Here is a 17,785-nt window from a genome sequence, read left to right on the forward strand (position 1 = left end):
CCGGTCCGGCCAGCCGGGCTTCGGAGCAGCGACCTGCCGGCGTAGCACCGCGACTTCATGACGCAGGATGAGTATCTCGGCGTTCTTGGCAGCGGTAGATCTGCAGAGCAGAGCGAGCCAGGCGAGGACTCGGATGGCAAGCAGGTAGATCATCCGTACGAGCACGTGGCTGATCATGCCCACCACCGGCAAGCCGCATCTCCGGACGCCAGCAGTGGTGAGGCAATTTTGGAGCGCTACGAGCGAGAGCCGACATCTGCTCTCCCGCTTCGAGTGTTGGGCAGAGCGGGTCAGGCGCGAGCACTGGCCATCAGAGCAGCGTGCGGCAGCAGTAGTAGCCCGTCTGGGCCCGCGAACTCAACGCTGAGCGTGTCGAAGTGCCGTTTGATCTCCGACTGGATCTCGGTCGTCTGGCTGACCACGATCTGCCCGATCGAAGCCACCCCGGCGGCAGGCCCACTCCACCACTCTTCGACACTGGCCCGGTGGTCCCAGCGCAGCGTCTCGCACCTTGCCTCCTCCAGCCCGGCCGCGGTCAGCAGACCCGCGAACCCCTGCTCGGTTCGGGGGAAGTCGTCCTCCGGAGCCAGAGCGGGCAGGTGAGCCGGCCTCACCGCCCCCGCCGCCTGGATCGCCCGGCCGAACAAAGCCTGACCAGCCGCAGGCGGAGCGGCCCAGATCGTCAGAGCAACCGTCCCGCCAGAGCGGGTCACCCGCCGCAGCTCAGTCAGCGCCTGCAGAGGACGGCCCACGTGGTTGAGCACGAAGTTGCCTACCACCGCATCGAACTCGCCATCCGCGAAGGGCAGCTCCGGCAGCACCGCTACTCGGACCTCCGCAGCCGGAGCGGCTTGCCTGGCCACCACGACCATGCCGGGCTCGGCGTCCACGGCTGACACCTTCGCCCCGCGTGTGCATGCCGCCGCCGCGGCCGTCCCCGTCCCGGTCCCCACGTCCAGAACTCGCGCGCCCGCCCGCACACCGGCAACATCCAACAGCCGCTCCACCGGGTGCGCACACAACTTGGCGAAGCTGTCGGCATACGCCTTCTCGCTCCCTGACCAGGTCCGCCGCTCGCACTCGTCAAAAATCGTCACAGCCGCCCCGCCCCGCCCCTCCGCTCGGCACGTAGATCAACGCCCCAGGACCCTAACGCACCGCCACCAAACCGAACGGCTTCTTCCAGGCCGCCCACCTGTTCAGAGGGCCTCATCAGACACGTTGAGGTTCAGAAGCCGTTGTCTTTCCGATCGTGACGGATGCGTTTCTGCTCGTCAGGCATGGTGTTGGCGCCTCGGTGGCAGAGACGGGGTGTCGTGTCGTCTCTTCGGTGGAGGTGTCGGATCCGTCGGTGATGGGGCTGCTGGAGGAGTGCGAGCGTGCTGCGCGGCAGCGGGTGGAGGTTCTGCAGGCCGAGTTGCAGGAGGCGGAAGTCGCGTGGGAGCGGTTCGTGATCGCCCGTCAGACGGTGGCCGAAGTCCTGGCAGAACCGCTGCAGGCGAGGAGACGCCGCTGGCGGGGGTGGCCGGTGAACGGTCTGCGCGGGTCGCCGGGGCGGTGCCCGGATCGGTGGTTCCCGTCTGGAGGGAAGGTCTCGCACTCGACTCGCTGGCGCCGGACTACCAGCGGCTCGTGGAAGTCCTGGCCGATCGGGGCGGGGAGGAGATGGACTGTCGGCAGCTCGCGGCGGCCTTAGGTTTGGAGGTGGTCGCGGCGAAGGTGGAGGGAGTGCGGTCGAAGGTGAAGCGCCTGGCCGTGCGGGGCTGGCTGGCCGAGGAACGCCCGGGGATGTTCAGCGTGCTCGCCGGGCGAGTCGGCGGCTCATGACCATGGTCATCGACCACCGGATCATCGCCTCGGAGGTGTCGGTGCGGGTGGTCTTGGCCGTCGGGTCGACGGCAAGTGCGTTCCCGTTTGCGTCGATCAGTTCCTCGTGCACGGTCGGGTCCAGGACCGGAGCCGTTCCAGGCGCGGACGGAGTCCCGGCGAAGCTCTGGGGCTCTTCCTGGCGGGATGTCGTGTCGAACCGCCAGATTTCGGCGTTATTCAGGGCATTGAGCGCGTCGTCGATTCCGACAAAGACGAACGCCTTGAAGCACTTCGTGGGGCCGCAGGTCGTCCCGGTGCCGGCGGAGGCCGATACGACTCCCAGGGCTGTCACCTGGCTGCCCGGGGTTCCCTTGGAGGTTCCGTTGTTAGCCCCGAGGATGACGGGGCCGCACGCTGTCTCCGCGCCGGCCGGCAAAGCCGGGCCCCCGCAACTTCGCCGTCCAGCCTTTTGCATACAGTGTCGGCTGCCCCGCCATGCCCTCGGTGGTGTAGTAGTCCAACCCGCCTGCGCGAGGGTTGTCGAAACCCCATGACGGGCGCGCCGGCCGCAAGCAGGTGGCGGCGAGCGACGGATACGCGCTCGCCGGCCCCCGCAGGACCCGGCCCGCTCACCCGCGCCTGCCCGATGCGGGTTCGCGCACCGGGCGTGGAGCAGGTGGATGCCCTCACGTGCTGGCCGGTCGCAGCAACCACCCTCTCGGATGGGCGACCGGCCGCCGAGTGTCGGACAGATCCAGCAGATCACCGCGGGCCGGGCAAGGACCAGGCAGTGCGACCGGCAGAACTGTCGATCCGTCATACTTCCGACGGGAAAGCTCACCACCGGGCCGGGCCACGACGATCAGGGGAGACTGGGTCATGAGTCCTGCCGTATCGGCAGTGGGGGAGTTCGGGATGCGGCTGCTGGACCTGCGCACGAGCGCGGCACTCAGCCGCGAAGAGCTGGCCGCTCTCTCGGGAGTGAGCGTGCGCGCGCTGGCGGACCTGGAGCGCGGCCGCTCCCGCGGCCCGCAACGTCGCACCGTTCAGGCCCTGGCCAGCGCCCTGGGCCTGTCGCCGGAAGCGGCCGGGGAACTGAAGAGGGCCGCCAGCCTCGGCCGGCCCCGCCCACGACGGGGCACCCGAGCGCCGGCCCACAGCGTCCCGGCCCGGCCGCGGGACACCGGTGACCTCATTGCGCGCGAAACGGCCCCGGACCAAACCGCCCTGTGGTGCGATCAGGCGCCCGATGGGGACGGCAGGTCGAGCCGGTCGATCGCGGCGCGGCCCGACGGGTCGCAGGACCCGAAGTCGGCACAGGTGAGCCGACATCCCGTCCCCGCCCAGCTGCCGGCCGTCGGCCAGATGTGGGGTCGGGACGTGGAGCTGGCCCGCATCGAGGCGCTCGTGGCACAGCAGGACGGCCCGGCGGTGGTCGCGGTGGACGGGATGGCCGGGGCCGGGAAGACGACGTTCGCGCTCTGGTTGGCCCGGCGGGTGAGCCCCTCCTACCCCGACGGGGTGCTCTTCGTCGACCTGCACACGCACAGCCCGGCCGGCGAGCCGTCGCAACCGGGAGAGGTGGCCGCCGCCCTGCTGCGCGCGCTGGGCACACCGCCGGAGGACCTGGCGCTCGGGCCGACCGAGCGGACGGCGCTGCTGCGCAGTGTCCTTTCGCAGCGTCGGGTGGTCGTCGTGCTCGACGACGCGGACCGGGCGAGCCATGTGGCGCCGTTGCTGCCCGGGTCGGGCGGCAGTCTGGTCCTGGTCACCGGTCGGCGGCGGCTGACGGGTCTGAGCGTGCGCCACGGTGCGGTGCGTCTGACCCTGGAGCCGTTGGTGGCCGACGAAGCCGTGCTGCTGTTGCGCCGGGTGCTCGAGCGGCGGGCGGCCGGGTGGGAAACGGTGGACCGAGCGGCGCTAAGGGTGATCGCGCGGCGTTGCGCGTATCTCCCGCTGGCGTTGCAGATCGCCGCCGAGCGGCTGGCCGAGCGGGGACCTGCGTTCGCGCTCGCGTTGGCCGAGGAACTGGAACCCGACGGGGCCCGGCTGGAGATCCTGACCGTGCCGGGTGAGGCGGAGATGGCGATGCGGTCGGTGTTCGCCTGGTCCTACCGGGCGCTGAGCGATGAACTCTCCCGGGCGTTCCGCTTGCTGGCACTGCACCCGGGCGTGGTGACGGGGACGGCCGCGGGTGCGGCCCTGTGGGGTGTGCCGGTCGCTGTCGCTTCGCGGTTGTTCGGTGAGCTGCACGCCGCCCATCTGGTGGCCGAGGTGTCGCCGGGCCGGTACCGGATGCACGACCTGCTGCGCGAGTACGCGCTGGAGTGCGCTCAGGCGCAGGAGGCAGCGGCGCTGCGGGGTGCGCGTGAGCGGGTGTTCGCCTGGTACCTGCACATGGCCGAGGCTGCGGCGGATCAGCTGCTGGGGTGTGGGCGCCACCGGGTGTCGATCGACTCCCTGCCCGAGGGGTGCGAGGCGCAGGCTTTCCGATCCGCCGCGCAGGCGTTGCAGTGGTGCGAGCGGGAACGGGAGAACCTGCTGGCCTGTGCCCGGCAGGCGGGGGCGGCCGGCAGCCCGGTGGCGTGGCAACTACCCTACGCGCTGTGGGGTTTTCGGTTCCTGCGCCATCACCACCACGAACAGCTGGAGGCCGGGAACACCGCCCGCGCGGCGCTCACCGACCAGGGCGGGCCCTTGGCCGAAGCATGCGTGGAGGTCGTCCTGGCCAGTGCCCGCGCGGGTCTGCGCCAGCACGCGGCTGCCGACGTGCACTACCGGCAGGCGATCACCGGCCTCGGCACCGCAGGGGACAGGCAGGGCGAGGGGATGGCGCTGCTCGGCTACGCGATGTCCTGCATGCGCCAGGGCCGCAGCGCCGAGGCGGCCGAGCAGGTGGAGCGGGCGCTGGCGCTGTTTCGGGTCACCAACTGTGCCTGGGGCACGGCACAGGCACTCAGCGGAGTCGGCGAAGGGTACCTGACGCAGGGCCGGGCGAAGGCGGCGCTGGCACCGCTGGCCCGGGCGCGCGAACTGCACCACGCCAACGGCTCGCTGTGGCTGGAGGCATCCGTATGCACCCTGCTCGGAACCGCGCACCGGGAACTGGGTGAACACGCGCGAGCAGAGGAGTGCTACCACCAGGCGCTCCGGCTCCACGACCGCACCGGGATGCGAGCCGGCAGCGCACACGCCCTGCACCAACTCGGCAGCTGCATGGACATCCAGAACCGGCCACGGCAGGCCCGGCAGGCATGGCTCCAGGCATGGTCGATCTACCAGGCCCTTGGAGACCCACGAGAGGCGGACATACGGGTCTGCCTCGCTGCGCTCGCGCCGTGCCGCACGGCGGACGTTGACGGTCCGGAACACACCGGCCGATCCGGCGGTACTGGCCACTCGGACTGAGCATCTAGCAGCGCGAGCAACTTCAGGCACTCGGGTCGAGGTCGTCGAGTGACCGGCACCAGCGCGGCGAGGGGGCAACCGGAGCCGTCTCTGACGCCCGGTTCGAGGTCGGCCTGGCCATCCTCCGTAATTGCCAATGGTCGTATCGTCCCCGCCGCGCGATGCTCACGCCCGGAGCTGGCTGATCCTGGTCGGCATGTGTGCGAGGACGCCCACTCATGGCCCGTGCCGGTTCGTTCTCCAGCGAACCCTGTTCGCAAATCACGCTGACCTGCGAGGACATCCGATCACGCCCGGTCGTGTGCCCACCAACTGTCGAAGCCGGGTCCCTGCTCACCGCACGGCACCACCGGCGAACCCCGTCACCGTCCAATGCGCATGCCGCTCGCTTGGCTCAGAACAGCAGCAGGCCCTCGCTGCTGGTGTCCGCGATGACGGGCCGGAACTGTTGGGCGGGGATGCCGTCCAGGCGTCCGGGGCCGGCCGCGGCGGCCACGACAGGGGCGGTGATGGCCAGCCAGGTACGGAACCGTTCGGTGGCTTCGCGGTAGGGGACTTGCGCCAGGACGCGGTGTTCGCCGGAGGGGCAGAAGTCGACGGCGACGGTGATCAGGCAGGAGCCGGGCGCGTTCTGGCTGCCCGTCCAGGACGCGCGCAGCGCACCGCAGGGTTTGCGCCCGCGGGAGCTGCCAGGGGCGCGGTGGGTCGGGCGCAGCGACTGGCAGGCCGTGTGGGCGGTCCATGCGGCCAGGTGTGGCAGTGGCAGTGTGGTGCGGGCGCGGCAGCCGGGGCAGCGGTGCCAGTGGCGGAGCCAGGTGTCGGCGTGGGCGTGGAAGAGGCGGGTGTAGCGGTCGCCGACGCGTACGTCGTTGCTGTACAGGTGGTCGGGTCGTTCCTGCGCGTTGCAGGACTGGCAGACGGGGGCGCGGACGTAGCCGTGTTCGTGGCAGTGGTCGAGCGCGGCGGCTGGTGCTGTCCGGCAGACGGCGCATCCCCACCCGGCCACCTTGCGGGAGAAGCCGTGCTTCCTGCTGAGCGTCGAGTACAGGTGGCCTTCCAACTCACCGTTGTACGGGCGGAGTACGGTGGTGCGGCAGTCGGGGCAGATCGTCTGCGGGCCGTCGGCGGTGTGGACGCGCCACTGGCCGGAGGGCCGGTCGGTGACGGCCGCGCATTTCCGGCAGGTCCGTGCGGCTTGGAGCCACTGGGTTTCGGTGTGCTCGGCCGCGTCCAGCACCCTGACCACGGCCCGTGGCAGCCACCATGTTCGCGCCGTCCGGTCGCGGGTGCGCTCCACGAAGGTCCGGCGCCAGTCGATCCCGCCCAGATGGTGCAACTGGCCGTTGTCGTGTCGTGGTGCGCACCCGTGGTTGCCGGGGTCTTGTGCGCTGGTTTGTTCCCGGGCGATGCGCTGACGCCACCGCAGCGTGGGTGGGGCATCGTGCTCCAGCTTCAGGGAGCCGCGGAAAGGACCGACGCGGACCAGGTCCTCCCGGTTCACCTCGACCGCGTTCAGCTCCGTCGCCGCCCGCCGTACGTCGGTCTCGTCAACGCTCCACCGGCCGCCAGCTCCCCTCACCGTCGCCACCGCGCGTTCGCCGAGCAGTACGTACCCCGCCCCGGGATCAGCAGGAGAGCAGCTGAACGCCCCGGAAGCCGTCGGCACAGCACTGCCGGCCGTCAAATCGACCCACAAGGCGTCCGCGGCGGCCAAGGCGAGAAGGCCGCCCGAGCGGCGCGGGATGGCGCGGTGTGGCATACCCGGCAGGCTAACGGGCAGCGCTGACATCCGCACGCCCGAGGGCGACGGCCGTCCAGCGCCCGGACGTCGCACATCACCGACTACGGCGCCGACTTGCCCAGAGCCGGGGAGAGGCTTGACCGAGGCTCTCCGAGGTCCGTGCGAGCCGCGCCCCGGGCTTCGCCGAGCTCGCGATTGTCCCCCGTCGTTCACGCTCAGCCAGCCTCCAAGCGGGCGCGGCGGTGGCGGCGACGGGGTGCCGGCTGAGCCGGGGGCAGGTCAAGGGGTGCGTTCGGACCAGCTGGGTGCGAGTGCCGCGCCTCCGGAAGGATTTGCTCGGGTCCCCGCAGGGCGTACCCATACGGGCCTGGTCACGATGGAGATCGAGCCCTCCGCGATCACGAACCCCCGGACGTATTCCTGGTGAAGTCGGACGGTCTCGGGCACGTCGACACTGACGTCAAGCTCGCCGTATCCGTCCTCGGCGAGCTTGACGAAATCGGGAGCGGGGAACCTCAGCCCGTACTTGCCCGCGTTGCTCATGAAGATCGCCGCAATGGCCCTGTCGGGCTGGACGGCGTAGTCGTCTGCCGAGATGTGGAAGGACAGCCGAATTTTGCGTGTGTCGCTGTGGCGCCAGATCTCGGAGGTGTCGATGGCGATATCGGTGACGGGGCCGGCGGGGTCCAGATCGCGGATCATTCCGCAGCGCGGGCAGAGCCGGGCCTCTCGACGGATCCGGTCGATGACCGGATGACTGGCAGGTTGTCGTACCAGTAACCGCGCGCAGTACGGGCACATCTCGTCGGTCAGCTCCGGGGGGTGCAGTTCGAGGGTCTGCTCCCAGACGTCGTTGTAGCGCTGGATGCTCTGCGTGCCGCGTTCGAACAGGGCCTCAGCCAGGGTGAGTTCAGCTCTCTCCAAGCCGATGCGAACGCCGTCGATCCGCCTCCGGATCCGCCCCGTGTCGCCGGTCCGGGCAGCGATGTGCAGTGCCTTTGAGAGCGTGGTGACCTGGTCGCGGACGTTGACGAGCAGGTTGGCCTGCCGGGAGTACTTGAACCCGGTGAGAGCGACGTTTTCCAGATTGGTCAGGGAGCGGCCTGCCGCCCTCAGCGCGGACCTGAGCGGCGGTACCGTGCCGGAGCCGATCTCGGTGGTAGGGACGTCGGTCAGTACGGCAGAGGCTCGGGGCGAAGCATAGAGGACATGGGTACTGCGGCCGGTGGCCTCCGAAGCGGCGAGGGAGACGGCGGCTGCGTGCAGACTGTCACCCTCGGCTTCCCGCCTGCCCGGCACCACGTGGAAATCGCGCCACTGCTGTTCGAGCCGGCTGCCGTCCTCGTTCACCGTCAGCCATGGCAGGCCGAGCAGGGTGTAGTACGGCAAGTCGATCCTCTCGTACCTGAGATGATCGTTGATCAGCGTCGCGGCTTCGCCGAGCGTGCGGCCGGTGCCGCACGCGACGTGGAAGATGTCGTTCACCTTCAGCAGGCCGGTGATGAGCTGTCCAGTGGCGAGGTAGGCCGCCGCGGTGCCCTGCACGAAGCCGTGTGGCAGCAGGTACTCCTGCGGGTACAGGCCGTCGCTGATGCGCATCCCCATGCATGAGTTGGCGAATACGACATCGGCGCCGATCCGGCCGGCGAGGACGATGTCCTCGTTCGCCACTTCGGGACGGTAGCAACGACCGGTGAATGCACACGACGGGGCATGCGTGGCTGAGTCGGAGTCATCAGCTGTCCGAGCACCGATCGGGCAGACGACGGTGTCCGGCAGATGGATCACATCGTCCCGGCCGTGGGCGAAGAACGAGAGGACTGACGTGTGGGAGTTCAGCAGGAGCGGACGGACTGCTGACGCTCGCGCCGAGTTGCCGAGCAGCCATGTGCCGGTTCCGTACCGCCCGGGCATGTCGGGTGCCGCGGGCCAGATGCGCACGTGATCGTGAGTCGGAGTGACACGGTGCGGTAGCGCGAGTCCCTTGGCGATGAGCCAGCTGACCTGTGCGACATCGCCACCTGTGACAACGCCCAGGTGGCCACCGCTACCTGAGCCACGGTGCTCCCACAGACTGTCGTGCATGCGGACCAGAGAGCGCTCGTCGACTTCGTCCGCCAGCGCGACCAGCACGACATGCCTCGCGTCACCGCTCCCCGAACCGATATCGGTGGGATCGAGCAGTTCGAGGCTTTGCCCCTGGACGGACTCGGCGAGTGCTTTCGCGATGGCCGAGGCTCCGGACGAGGCCGGCCAGGCGACGACCACCGGTCCGGTCGTGGTCGTGGTGCGCTGAGGAGTCGGTCGGCTCAGGTCGATGACGGCCTGGTGAGAGGCGCGATGCTCACCGAGCACGGGGACCGCCTGTCCAGGACGGTGGGACCGAAGCGCGGCCAGGTAGTCGCCGATTCGGCGGTGGTATCGGAAGGGTGTGTATCGATCGGTCATCGGGACTCTCCGGCGGAGCTGGCAAGCGGCGGTTCGGCAGCATCGGTTGCGGGAGTTGGTGCGGAGGCACTCCCGATGTGCTGGGGATTGACGACGGAATTTCCGGTGAGAACCACCATGAGAAGGCCCGGCGCACCCGCGACCACGGCCATCATCAGGACCAGCACCGTGTAGTGGCCGCCTGCCAGCACCAGACCGCCCACGAGCGATCCGAGGGGTACCGCCCCGTACATGGCCGTGCGCATCAACGTGGCGGTACGGGCGCGCAGCAGCTCCGGGGTGCGCTGGTAGCGGACGCTCTGGGACGAGACGGTCTTGATCATGGCGGGTACGCCGCAACAGACCTCGCCGAGCAGGACGGGCGCCGACCGGGCGTCGAGGAGGAGCAACAGGCTCGCTCCGCAAAGGATCTGGAGCACCCCGATGAGCATCATCGGGCGTACGGCCGGTTTGAGCAGGCCGGCGATCAGTGAACCGGCCAGCTCGGCACCGGCCAGCACTCCCACGAGAGTGCCGAGCATTCCGGCTCCGCCGGGGAGCCGCTCGTGAGCAAGCCACGGTTGGGCGACGATCAGCATGCCCATGGCCGCGTTGAACGCAGTGAACGTGATCGTGATGACGAGCATGACGCGATCACCCAGGACGAAATGGAGCGCCGGGCGCAGTGAGCTTTGCGTGGCGGTATCGCCGCCCCCGGCACCCCGGCCGGTCCGCGGCCGACCGAGTGGGGCCTTCATCCGCAGGACGCAGGAGGCGAAGAAGAGATAGGTCGCGGCGTCGATGGCAAGGACCCAGGGCGCACCGACAAGCGGGGTCAGCAGTCCGCCGATGGCCGGACCGATCAGGCCCGCAGCTCCGTAGGCCACGGACTCCATGGCGATTGCGCTGTGCAGCTGCCGTTCGGGGACCAGCTCGGGAAGCACTGCGGGAGTGACGCCCATCGGCAGAATCCTGAACAGCCCGTACACCGCGGCGACCAGATAGAGCTGCCAGAGGCGTAACAGGCCGGTGACGTGAAGTAGTGGCACGGCTGCCATCGCAGTGGCACGGACGGCCGAGTCGATCACCAAGAGGTGGCGCCGGGAGAAGCGGTCCACCACCCGGCTCGCCAGCAGGCCGCCGATGATCACCGGCGCCGAGTAGCAGACTCCGAGCGTGGCGAGTGTTCTGGCTCCGCCCGCGGAAACCGCTATCCAGGCAAGCGCTGTCCAGGTGGCTCCGTCTCCGAGGAGGCTGATGGTCGCGCCGACCCAGAGTCTCCGGTAGTCCGGAAGTCCGAGCAGTTCGGCGTAGGCCCTCATGGATCCTGGTGCCTTTCTTTTCGCGGGCTCGACGGGCAGCAGGGAACGGGAGGCCGGTGGGTGCCGTCGACGAAGCGGCCCGATGTGCTAGCGGGGAACGCAGAGGCTTGCGAGGGTGCCCTGTGCGGAGGCGGCCACGACCGAGGCCACCGTGGCGATCGCGCTGGTCTCGGCAGGGAACGCATCTGCCAGACCACGCACCGTCTGGTCCACCCGGGCCCGGGCCTGCGGTCGTCGCAGACTCGGCCAGACCAGGTGATGTGCCCCGGCCGCCACGAGGAGTGCTGCGATACCCACCGACCGGACGTCGGCGGCAGGCCGCATCGCAGCCGCCGGCGTATCCCGAAGCGGATCGAAGCGATCGCGGGCCCGTGTGGGGAAGATCCCGCGAAGGCCGCGAGGACGGTCGGCCAGCAGACCCGCCGTCACCAGATCTGCCCGGATCCTGGGCAGTGCCCAGGGGCCGAGTCGGTCGATCCACACCGGGGACCTCCCGCGCCCCGACTCGCGCGAGAGCAGGTCCAGTGCCTCGTCGGTCACCTGTTGGCCGATGGGCTCGTTGCGTAGGACGAGGACCCGGTCAGGCGTCACCACCACACGTTGGGACAGTGACAGTTCGAGGAGCAGCCCCCCGGCGACGGCGTGTCCGACCTCACGTGTCCACCAGGGGGAGTCGCTTCCGAGGAGAACCAGCTGCACGGAGAGCGGGCGGGGCCCGATCACCGGGGACAGCCGAGCGCGGCCCGGAGGAAAGCGTCGTTCTCCTCGCTGAGGCCCACTGTGACCCGGACACCGTCGCCCGGGAAGACCCGCACCGTCACGTTGTGTGCGGCGCAGTACTCTCCGAACCGCACCGACTGATCGCCGAGCGGCAACCAGATGAAGTTGGCCTGGGATCGTGAGACACCGTAACCGGCCTGTACAAGAGCCGACTGAATTCGCTCGCGTTCGAGCACCGTGGCCCGGCAGCACGTCAGCAGCTCCTCGCTCGCGTCCAGCGCGGCGAGCGCAGCAGCCTGTGCCAGACGGCTGACGGCGAACGGTACTCCGACCTTCGAGACCGCGGCCGCCACCGACGGCGAAGCGACGCAGTAGCCCACCCGGACGCCGGCCAGCGCGAATGCCTTGGAGAACGTCCGCAACACGCAGACGTTGTCCCGTTCCCGCGCCAGGACGAGCCCGTCCGGCACATCGGGATCAGTGACGAACTCACGGTATGCCTCGTCCAGGACGACCAGGACATGGGAGGGTACGGCTGCCAGGAAGCGTTCGAGTTCGGCAGTGCCGAGCGCCGTGCCGGTCGGGTTGTTGGGGTTGCAGACGAACACCGCCTTGGTCCGGTCCGTGATCGCAGCCAGCATGGCGTCGAGGTCGTGGCGGTGAGCGGTGGTCAGCGGAATGAGCCGCGGCGTCGCACCGGCGACCCGGCCGAAGACCGGATATGCCTCGAAGGAACGCCAGGCACAGATGACTTCGTCACCGGGCAGACAGACAGCCTGGACGATCTGCTGGCACAAGCTCACCGAGCCGCAGCCGATGCTGATCCGTTCCCGGTCGACACCCAGTCGGTTCGCCAGCCGGGAGACGAGCTCGTCCGACGACCAGGAGGGATAGCGGTGGCCCTCGGCCGCGGCTTCGGCGATCGCTTGGAGCACGGAAGCCGGCGGACGATGCGGAGCCTCATTACTGTTGAGCAGGATCGCGCCAGGGGGCTGGGCGGGTATCAGGTAGTCCGGGATCGCGGACAGATCGGGTCGGATGGCAACGGTCATCGCGCGCCGCCGACGTGGTTCGGTGCGGGTTCGATCCGGTAGACCCGGTCCTTGAGTTGGAGGATCCGCCGGTGATCCGCCAGCAGTGCCGCCTGGTCCTCTGCGATCATGAACACTCGCAAGGGGCTGGACAGCAGGTCCGTGGTCGGTCGGATGCGATTGCCGGGAAGCACCTTTGTGATCACATGGAACACGGTCGGCAACGCCTGGATCTCCGCGATGACCTCCTCGTCCACACCGGTCACATAGCCGTTGGAGGAGGTGCGAGCGTTGTGGCAGACGGCCTCGCGCAACTTGCGGTAGACCGTGTTGCCGCCGTGACGCCGGAGGAACTCGTCCGGTTCCAGGTAGGAAAGGGCCAGCAGATCGGCCTGGTTGACGCCCGTGCAGAGGTCGTGGAAGTCGGGGAGGAGACTGCCGTTGAACCGGGCACCGATCTCGACCAGGGCAGGTCCTTCTCCGGTCATGATGATCTCCGCGTGCGCGGCGCCGAATCGGATGCCCAGTGCGTCGAGTACCTCGTCCATGTAGGCGATCAGCGCGGGCGCCGGCCCGCTGTGCGGGTCGAGCAGCACGTTGTTGCCGTACACCCGGTGGCCGGCGTACGTGACCTTCTCGTGCAGCCAGACGCCGCAGACGTGCCTGCGTCCCGAGCTTGACACCGTGTCGACCGCGTACTCGGGCCCGTCGAGGTAGGACTGAATCAGTACCTCGGTGTTGGGTTGCTCGAAGATGTCGTAGGACCCCAGGATCGTCGTAGCCGCGACGCGGATCTCCTCCTCCGACCGGCAGATGAACACTTGATCGGAAGATGCCGAGCGCAATGGCTTGACGACGTACGGGAAGTCACCGTCCGCCCGGGCCCAGCCGATGAGCTCGTCCGGGCTCTCGGACTTCCGCTGCCGTGCGCAGCGGATCCCCGCCGCGCGAAGCGTCTCGATCATCAGGAACTTGTCGCGGCGAGCAGTGGACAGCGCAGAACCGTTGCCCGGCAGCCCCATCCGTTCGGAGAGCTGATCGGCCAGCAGCACTCCCGTCTCCTGTCCGGGCACCACGCAGATCGGTCCGAATCGCGCCAGCTCGGCCTCGGTTCGGGCGGTGTCCTCGTGGATGATGTTCCGGAGGTACGGCTCCAGATCCGGCGGGGGAACGCTCGACAGCAGCTTCGCCGACCCCTGGATGTGCACCATCTCCGCACCGGCTCGGCTGAACGCGCCCGGCAGGAACCGGCCGGCCGAATAGGCGTCCACAACGGCTGCGACGGGTGCCTTCTGCCCAGACATGACTTCCATCCCCGTGCTCAGTTGTCCATGCGCGACGGCTCGCCGTCACATGCGATGCTGATGCGGTGCACCGTGCGCCCTACACCGGGCTCGACCTCCGTCACCACGTGGTAAGCAGTGGCCGTCCGCCAGATCAGCAGGTCGTCGGGCGTCCAGTGGTGGATGTAGACGTGCTCGGGGTCGTCGAGGATCCGGTCCACGAGGTCGAAGAACGCCGCGTTCTCGTTCGGGTCGAAGCCGACCACCGAATCCATGTACTCGCGCGCGGCATAGAGATACCGGCGGCCGGTGAACGGGTCCAGGCGTACCAGAGGGTGCTCCACGGACGGGTACTCGAGTGCCACCAGCGCCTTCACGTCGGCGATCGACAGCCCGACGTGCTCTTGGGCGATGCGCTGCTGCTTGGTGATGGTGTGCAGGCCGATCCGGCCCTCGACCTTCTCCTTCCACTCCGGCGGTAACCGGTTGTAGACCTCCGCGGCACTGGCGAACAGCGTATGGCCGCTCGTCCGTGGCACGTTGACGCCGTGCAGCATGGTGTACGGAGCCGGGTCCTGGACGAAGGACGAATCCTGGTGCCAGAAGTTGCCCAACCGGGGCACTCCGATGGGCCTGCTGTTCCGGGTCTCGTTGGAGGAGACCATGATCTCCTCGAAGTCCGGATGCCGAAACGTCTTCATGACGAAGGGGACGGGGGTGCCGATGCGCGAGGCAAGCTCGATCTGCTGAGCCGGAGTGAGTGGCACTTGCCGGACGACGACGAGATCGTGTTCGTGCAGCGCGTCGAGGACCTCACCCAGGACGGCGGGTTGCAGCAGGTCGTGGTAGTCGATTCCGGTGAACTCCGTCCCGATGAACGGGTTGGGCTTTGTTCTCTGCATCACGGCTCCCGACAGGGTTTCGCGCTCGCGCGGATTCGCGGGTTCAGACGGAGTACGACGCCAGCGCGGACCGCAGTGCGGCCGGCGACGTGAAGAGATGGCTGCGCATGCCCACCGACTCGGCTGCGTTCACGTTCTCGATCCGGTCGTCGACGAAGAGCACGTCCTCCGGCGGCAGTCCCAGGTCGTCGCAGCATCGCAGGTATGCGGCGGGGTCCGGTTTCGCCAGCCCGACCCGGCACGAGAACGCCAGGACGGAGAAGCAGCTCAGCCAGGAATGCACACGCTCGTAGTGTGCGGCCAGCTCCTCCGGGATGTTCGAAAGGAGGCCGATCGGAGTTCCGCTCCCGGCCAGTTGGGTGACCAGGTCCACCATCTCGTCGTCGACTTCCCCCCAACTGGCCACGTCGGCCGCGATGAGCGCCGAAGTCTGCGAATCGGTGAAGGACACGCCGGTTGCGATGCCCAGCCGCTGCCAGTACTCGGGGCCGGAGACGTCACCGCGGTCGTACGGTGGGCGCTGCGCCCAGTACTCCCTCCAGAGCGTGTTTCCCGGTACGGCGGAGAGCGCCTCGAGGTCGGCCAGGGATGCCGCGGACTGCTGCCGGGCGATGACGCCGAAAAGATCGAAGAGTACGGCCTGCACGGCGCTCACCCCTGCCGCTCGGACAACGCCATGGGACTGGCGGAGTTCGCAGCGGACCCGGTCCTGCGCCGCAGCCAGGCGCTCAGCACGGCGCAGACCAGCGCCAGAGCGAAGAGCAGCATCGGAACCGACCGCACATCCGCCAGCTCGATGGTCTTCCCCAGGAGCGGCGGGAAAGCGACGCCTCCGATCATCGAGGCGGCGATCACGAACGCGCCGGCGGACGCGATGCCGGGGGCGGCCCGGTGGAGCCAGGGAAGGCCGGTCGGGAAGATCGGGGCGATCGACAGGCCCACCCCAACGTAGGCGAAAGGTGCGGCCTTGGGGACGGCCGCCAACACGAGAGACACCGCCATGCCGAGGCAGCTCGCAGTGACGATGGCCGGTGCCGAGAAGCGAAGGCTGAGGGGGACGGCCAGAAAGCGGCCGACGGTCATCGCGAGCCAGTACACCGATGTGGCGGTGGCTGCGGCACCAGCCCCGTAGCCGACGGCCTCCAGGTGTGTCGGCTCCCAACCGCCCACACCGGTCTCGATCGCCACATGAAGAACGTAGATCACGATGAAGGCCATGATGACGGTCACGACTCCGCTGGTCCCCGCTCGGGAGTCGGGTTGATCGGCCGGCTGCGGTTCCTCGCGGCGCACGCCGACGAGACCGAGGACGAGCAGGAGTGCGATGCCCGCCATACCGGCGAACATCCAGGGGTAGCGGTCCGCGCCGAGCCAGCCCACCAGAGCCGGTGCGACCACTGCACCGACCCCGAAGTGTGCGTTGAGCAGGTTCAGCATGGCTGTGCTGCGCTGACCGAAGCCCACTGCGAACAGCTGGTTGAGCCCGTAGTCGATGCCGCCGAACCCGAGTCCGATGATCACAGCGGCGGTCAGGGCCGTCGGCCAGTTCGGGGCCACCGCGAAGAGCAGCGAGCCCACCGCCATGAGCCCGTACGAGGCACCCAGAAGGGTGCGGTGACCGATCCTGCCGCGCAGGCGGTAGAAGATCAGTACGCCCAGGAGGGCACCTACGAAGTGAGCACTCAGGCCGAGACCGGCCACGGCCGGAGTCGCTCCGAATTTCGACCGGATCGCGGGAATCGCCGGCCCGTACAGCGCCTGGAGCGCTCCGATCAGGGCAAACGCGGCGCACGAGGCCACTACGGCAGTCGTGGTGAAGAGCCGCGGCGGTTCGGACCTCGCGACATCTTCCGTGGGTGCGGTCATCGGTCTCCTTGAGGCATCGAGCAGTACCGACCAGATCGAACACTATGGATGGGAGAATAAACACTCATAGTGTGCGCCTGTCAACCGATCGCCCGCTACTCATGGTCCTTCGCCAGAGCGGCGACGCGAATGAACCGCCCCGCGAGAGCCTGCGAACCAGGGGTGTGCTAAATGAGCCCTATGAATATTGCTGAGCGACACCGGCTCGTACTGGCGCTGCTGGCCGAGCGCAACCGCGCGTCGGTGGCCGAACTCGCTCAGGCCTCCGGCGCGTCGGAGATGACCATCCGCCGGGACCTGGAGCAGTTGGAGTCCCGTGGTGTCCTGCGCCGGGTCCACGGTGGCGCGGTCAGTGCCCTGCTGAGCGGCGTCGAGCCGCCGTATGCGGTGCGTTCAATGGTGGGTGCGGAGGCGAAGGCCAGGCTGGCCGCCGCGTTGGTCGGACTGCTGAAAGACGGCGAGACCGTGGCGCTGGACACCGGCACCACCGCAGTGGCCGTAGCGGAAGCCATGGCGGACAGGCGGTTGACGGTCACACCACTGTCCCTGCACGCGGCGACTGTGCTGGCCGCACACGACGGCGTCCAGCTGCTGATGCCGGGCGGTCAGGTGAGACGGGGGGAGCTGTCGTTCTTCGGCGAGCTGGCCGTGCGGACGTTTGAGGACCTGCGGTACGACACGTTCATTCTGAGCTGTTGCGGCGTGGACGCCGTGACCGGTGCGACCGCCTACAACCTGGACGACGTCCACGTGAAGCGTGCGGCGGTCCGGGCGGCGGGGCGCACCATCCTGCTGGCAACGGCGGACAAGGTCGGCCGGGTCACGTTCGGGCGGATCTGCAGGCTCGACGAGATCAGTCTCATCGTCACCGACGCCGCCCCGGACTCTCCGGGGGTCAGGGAACTCAGGGAGGCCGGCGCAGACGTGCTGACGGTCTGACGTAGCGATTCCGACACGTTCCGTGACATGACAATCCCTTGCGGAAAGTTGTTGCGAGTCGAACATCACGATGATTAGATCGTGACGGAAGTGAAAGACGCGCAGGGCGCGATCCACCACCACGCCTGTGACAGTTGGTCGTCCGGCGTGTCAACTCTGGGGGGTGTTCGCATGCCAAGATCCTGGTCAACTTGTGCTGCGCCATTCCGGTCGAGGATCTGAACCCGACCCTCTCAGTCGCCATCGATGTGGTTGCGTCCGCAACCCCGAACAGCCTGGGCCAGCAATCCGAACATCGCGCTGATGCACTGAGCGCTACCTCCTCTCCTGTCATGTC

General features: G+C 68.7%; 14 protein-coding genes. 3 read left to right on the top strand and 11 right to left on the bottom strand.

Features of this window, described 5'->3' with window-relative positions; all coding sequences use genetic code 11:
• Nucleotides 1-290 precede the first annotated feature (290 nt).
• Entirely contained in the window at nt 291-1,097 is an 807-nt protein-coding gene (locus tag ACZ5ON_RS26190) for a class I SAM-dependent methyltransferase (RefSeq protein WP_465597451.1), read from the bottom strand.
• Nucleotides 1,098-1,569: 472 nt separating this feature from the next.
• Between ACZ5ON_RS26190 and ACZ5ON_RS26195 the strand changes: the two genes are divergently transcribed.
• A complete protein-coding gene (locus tag ACZ5ON_RS26195; protein ID WP_465597454.1) occupies nt 1,570-1,827 on the top strand; it encodes a hypothetical protein in 258 nt (85 codons plus the stop codon).
• Here the strand turns inward: ACZ5ON_RS26195 and ACZ5ON_RS26200 are convergent.
• A complete protein-coding gene (locus ACZ5ON_RS26200) occupies nt 1,793-2,161 on the bottom strand; it encodes a hypothetical protein (protein ID WP_465597457.1) in 369 nt (122 codons plus the stop codon). The genes ACZ5ON_RS26195 and ACZ5ON_RS26200 overlap by 35 nt on opposite strands.
• 527 nt (nt 2,162-2,688) lie before the next feature.
• Between ACZ5ON_RS26200 and ACZ5ON_RS26205 the strand changes: the two genes are divergently transcribed.
• Nucleotides 2,689-5,217, top strand: coding sequence for an ATP-binding protein (locus ACZ5ON_RS26205; protein WP_465597460.1), 2,529 nt, complete (start codon nt 2,689-2,691; stop codon nt 5,215-5,217).
• Between the two features lie 394 nt (nt 5,218-5,611).
• Here ACZ5ON_RS26205 and ACZ5ON_RS26210 read toward each other — a convergent pair whose 3' ends face one another.
• From ACZ5ON_RS26210 to ACZ5ON_RS26250, 9 genes are all read right to left on the bottom strand, one after another.
• Nucleotides 5,612-6,976 carry an endonuclease domain-containing protein gene (locus ACZ5ON_RS26210; RefSeq protein WP_465597463.1) on the bottom strand — a complete coding sequence of 455 codons (1,365 nt, stop codon included), beginning with the start codon at nt 6,974-6,976 and terminating at the stop codon, nt 5,612-5,614.
• A gap of 261 nt (nt 6,977-7,237) precedes the next feature.
• On the bottom strand, nt 7,238-9,406 hold the full coding sequence (locus ACZ5ON_RS26215; protein ID WP_465597466.1) for a hypothetical protein: 2,169 nt from the start codon (nt 9,404-9,406) through the stop codon (nt 7,238-7,240).
• The gene (locus tag ACZ5ON_RS26220) at nt 9,403-10,707 is read right to left on the bottom strand and encodes an MFS transporter (protein ID WP_465597469.1); all 1,305 of its coding nucleotides are present in this window, start codon (nt 10,705-10,707) and stop codon (nt 9,403-9,405) included. The genes ACZ5ON_RS26215 and ACZ5ON_RS26220 overlap by 4 nt, the downstream gene beginning before the upstream one ends.
• An 87-nt stretch (nt 10,708-10,794) precedes the next feature.
• Nucleotides 10,795-11,430 (bottom strand): GPP34 family phosphoprotein, encoded by a 636-nt coding sequence (locus tag ACZ5ON_RS26225; RefSeq protein ID WP_465597474.1) that lies wholly within the window; start codon nt 11,428-11,430, stop codon nt 10,795-10,797.
• Nucleotides 11,427-12,479: a histidinol-phosphate transaminase gene (gene hisC, locus ACZ5ON_RS26230; RefSeq protein WP_465597479.1), complete on the bottom strand. Its 1,053-nt coding sequence runs from the start codon at nt 12,477-12,479 to the stop codon at nt 11,427-11,429. Before hisC ends, ACZ5ON_RS26225 begins: the two co-directional genes overlap by 4 nt.
• Nucleotides 12,476-13,762, bottom strand: a complete 1,287-nt coding sequence (locus ACZ5ON_RS26235; protein WP_465597482.1) for an ATP-grasp domain-containing protein — start codon at nt 13,760-13,762, stop codon at nt 12,476-12,478. The genes hisC and ACZ5ON_RS26235 overlap by 4 nt, the downstream gene beginning before the upstream one ends.
• A 17-nt stretch (nt 13,763-13,779) precedes the next feature.
• Nucleotides 13,780-14,643 (bottom strand): TauD/TfdA dioxygenase family protein, encoded by an 864-nt coding sequence (locus ACZ5ON_RS26240; protein ID WP_465597485.1) that lies wholly within the window; start codon nt 14,641-14,643, stop codon nt 13,780-13,782.
• A 43-nt stretch (nt 14,644-14,686) separates the two neighbouring features.
• A complete protein-coding gene (locus ACZ5ON_RS26245) occupies nt 14,687-15,289 on the bottom strand; it encodes an HAD family hydrolase (protein ID WP_465597488.1) in 603 nt (200 codons plus the stop codon).
• Nucleotides 15,290-15,294: 5 nt separating this feature from the next.
• Entirely contained in the window at nt 15,295-16,509 is a 1,215-nt protein-coding gene (locus tag ACZ5ON_RS26250) for an MFS transporter (protein ID WP_465597491.1), read from the bottom strand.
• A 180-nt stretch (nt 16,510-16,689) separates the two neighbouring features.
• Here ACZ5ON_RS26250 and ACZ5ON_RS26255 point away from each other — a divergent pair, with 180 nt between their 5' ends.
• Nucleotides 16,690-17,448 carry a DeoR/GlpR family DNA-binding transcription regulator gene (locus ACZ5ON_RS26255; RefSeq protein WP_465597494.1) on the top strand — a complete coding sequence of 253 codons (759 nt, stop codon included), beginning with the start codon at nt 16,690-16,692 and terminating at the stop codon, nt 17,446-17,448.
• The last annotated feature ends 337 nt before the right edge of the window (nt 17,449-17,785 follow it).

Source organism: Kitasatospora sp. NPDC032150 (assembly GCF_055579945.1).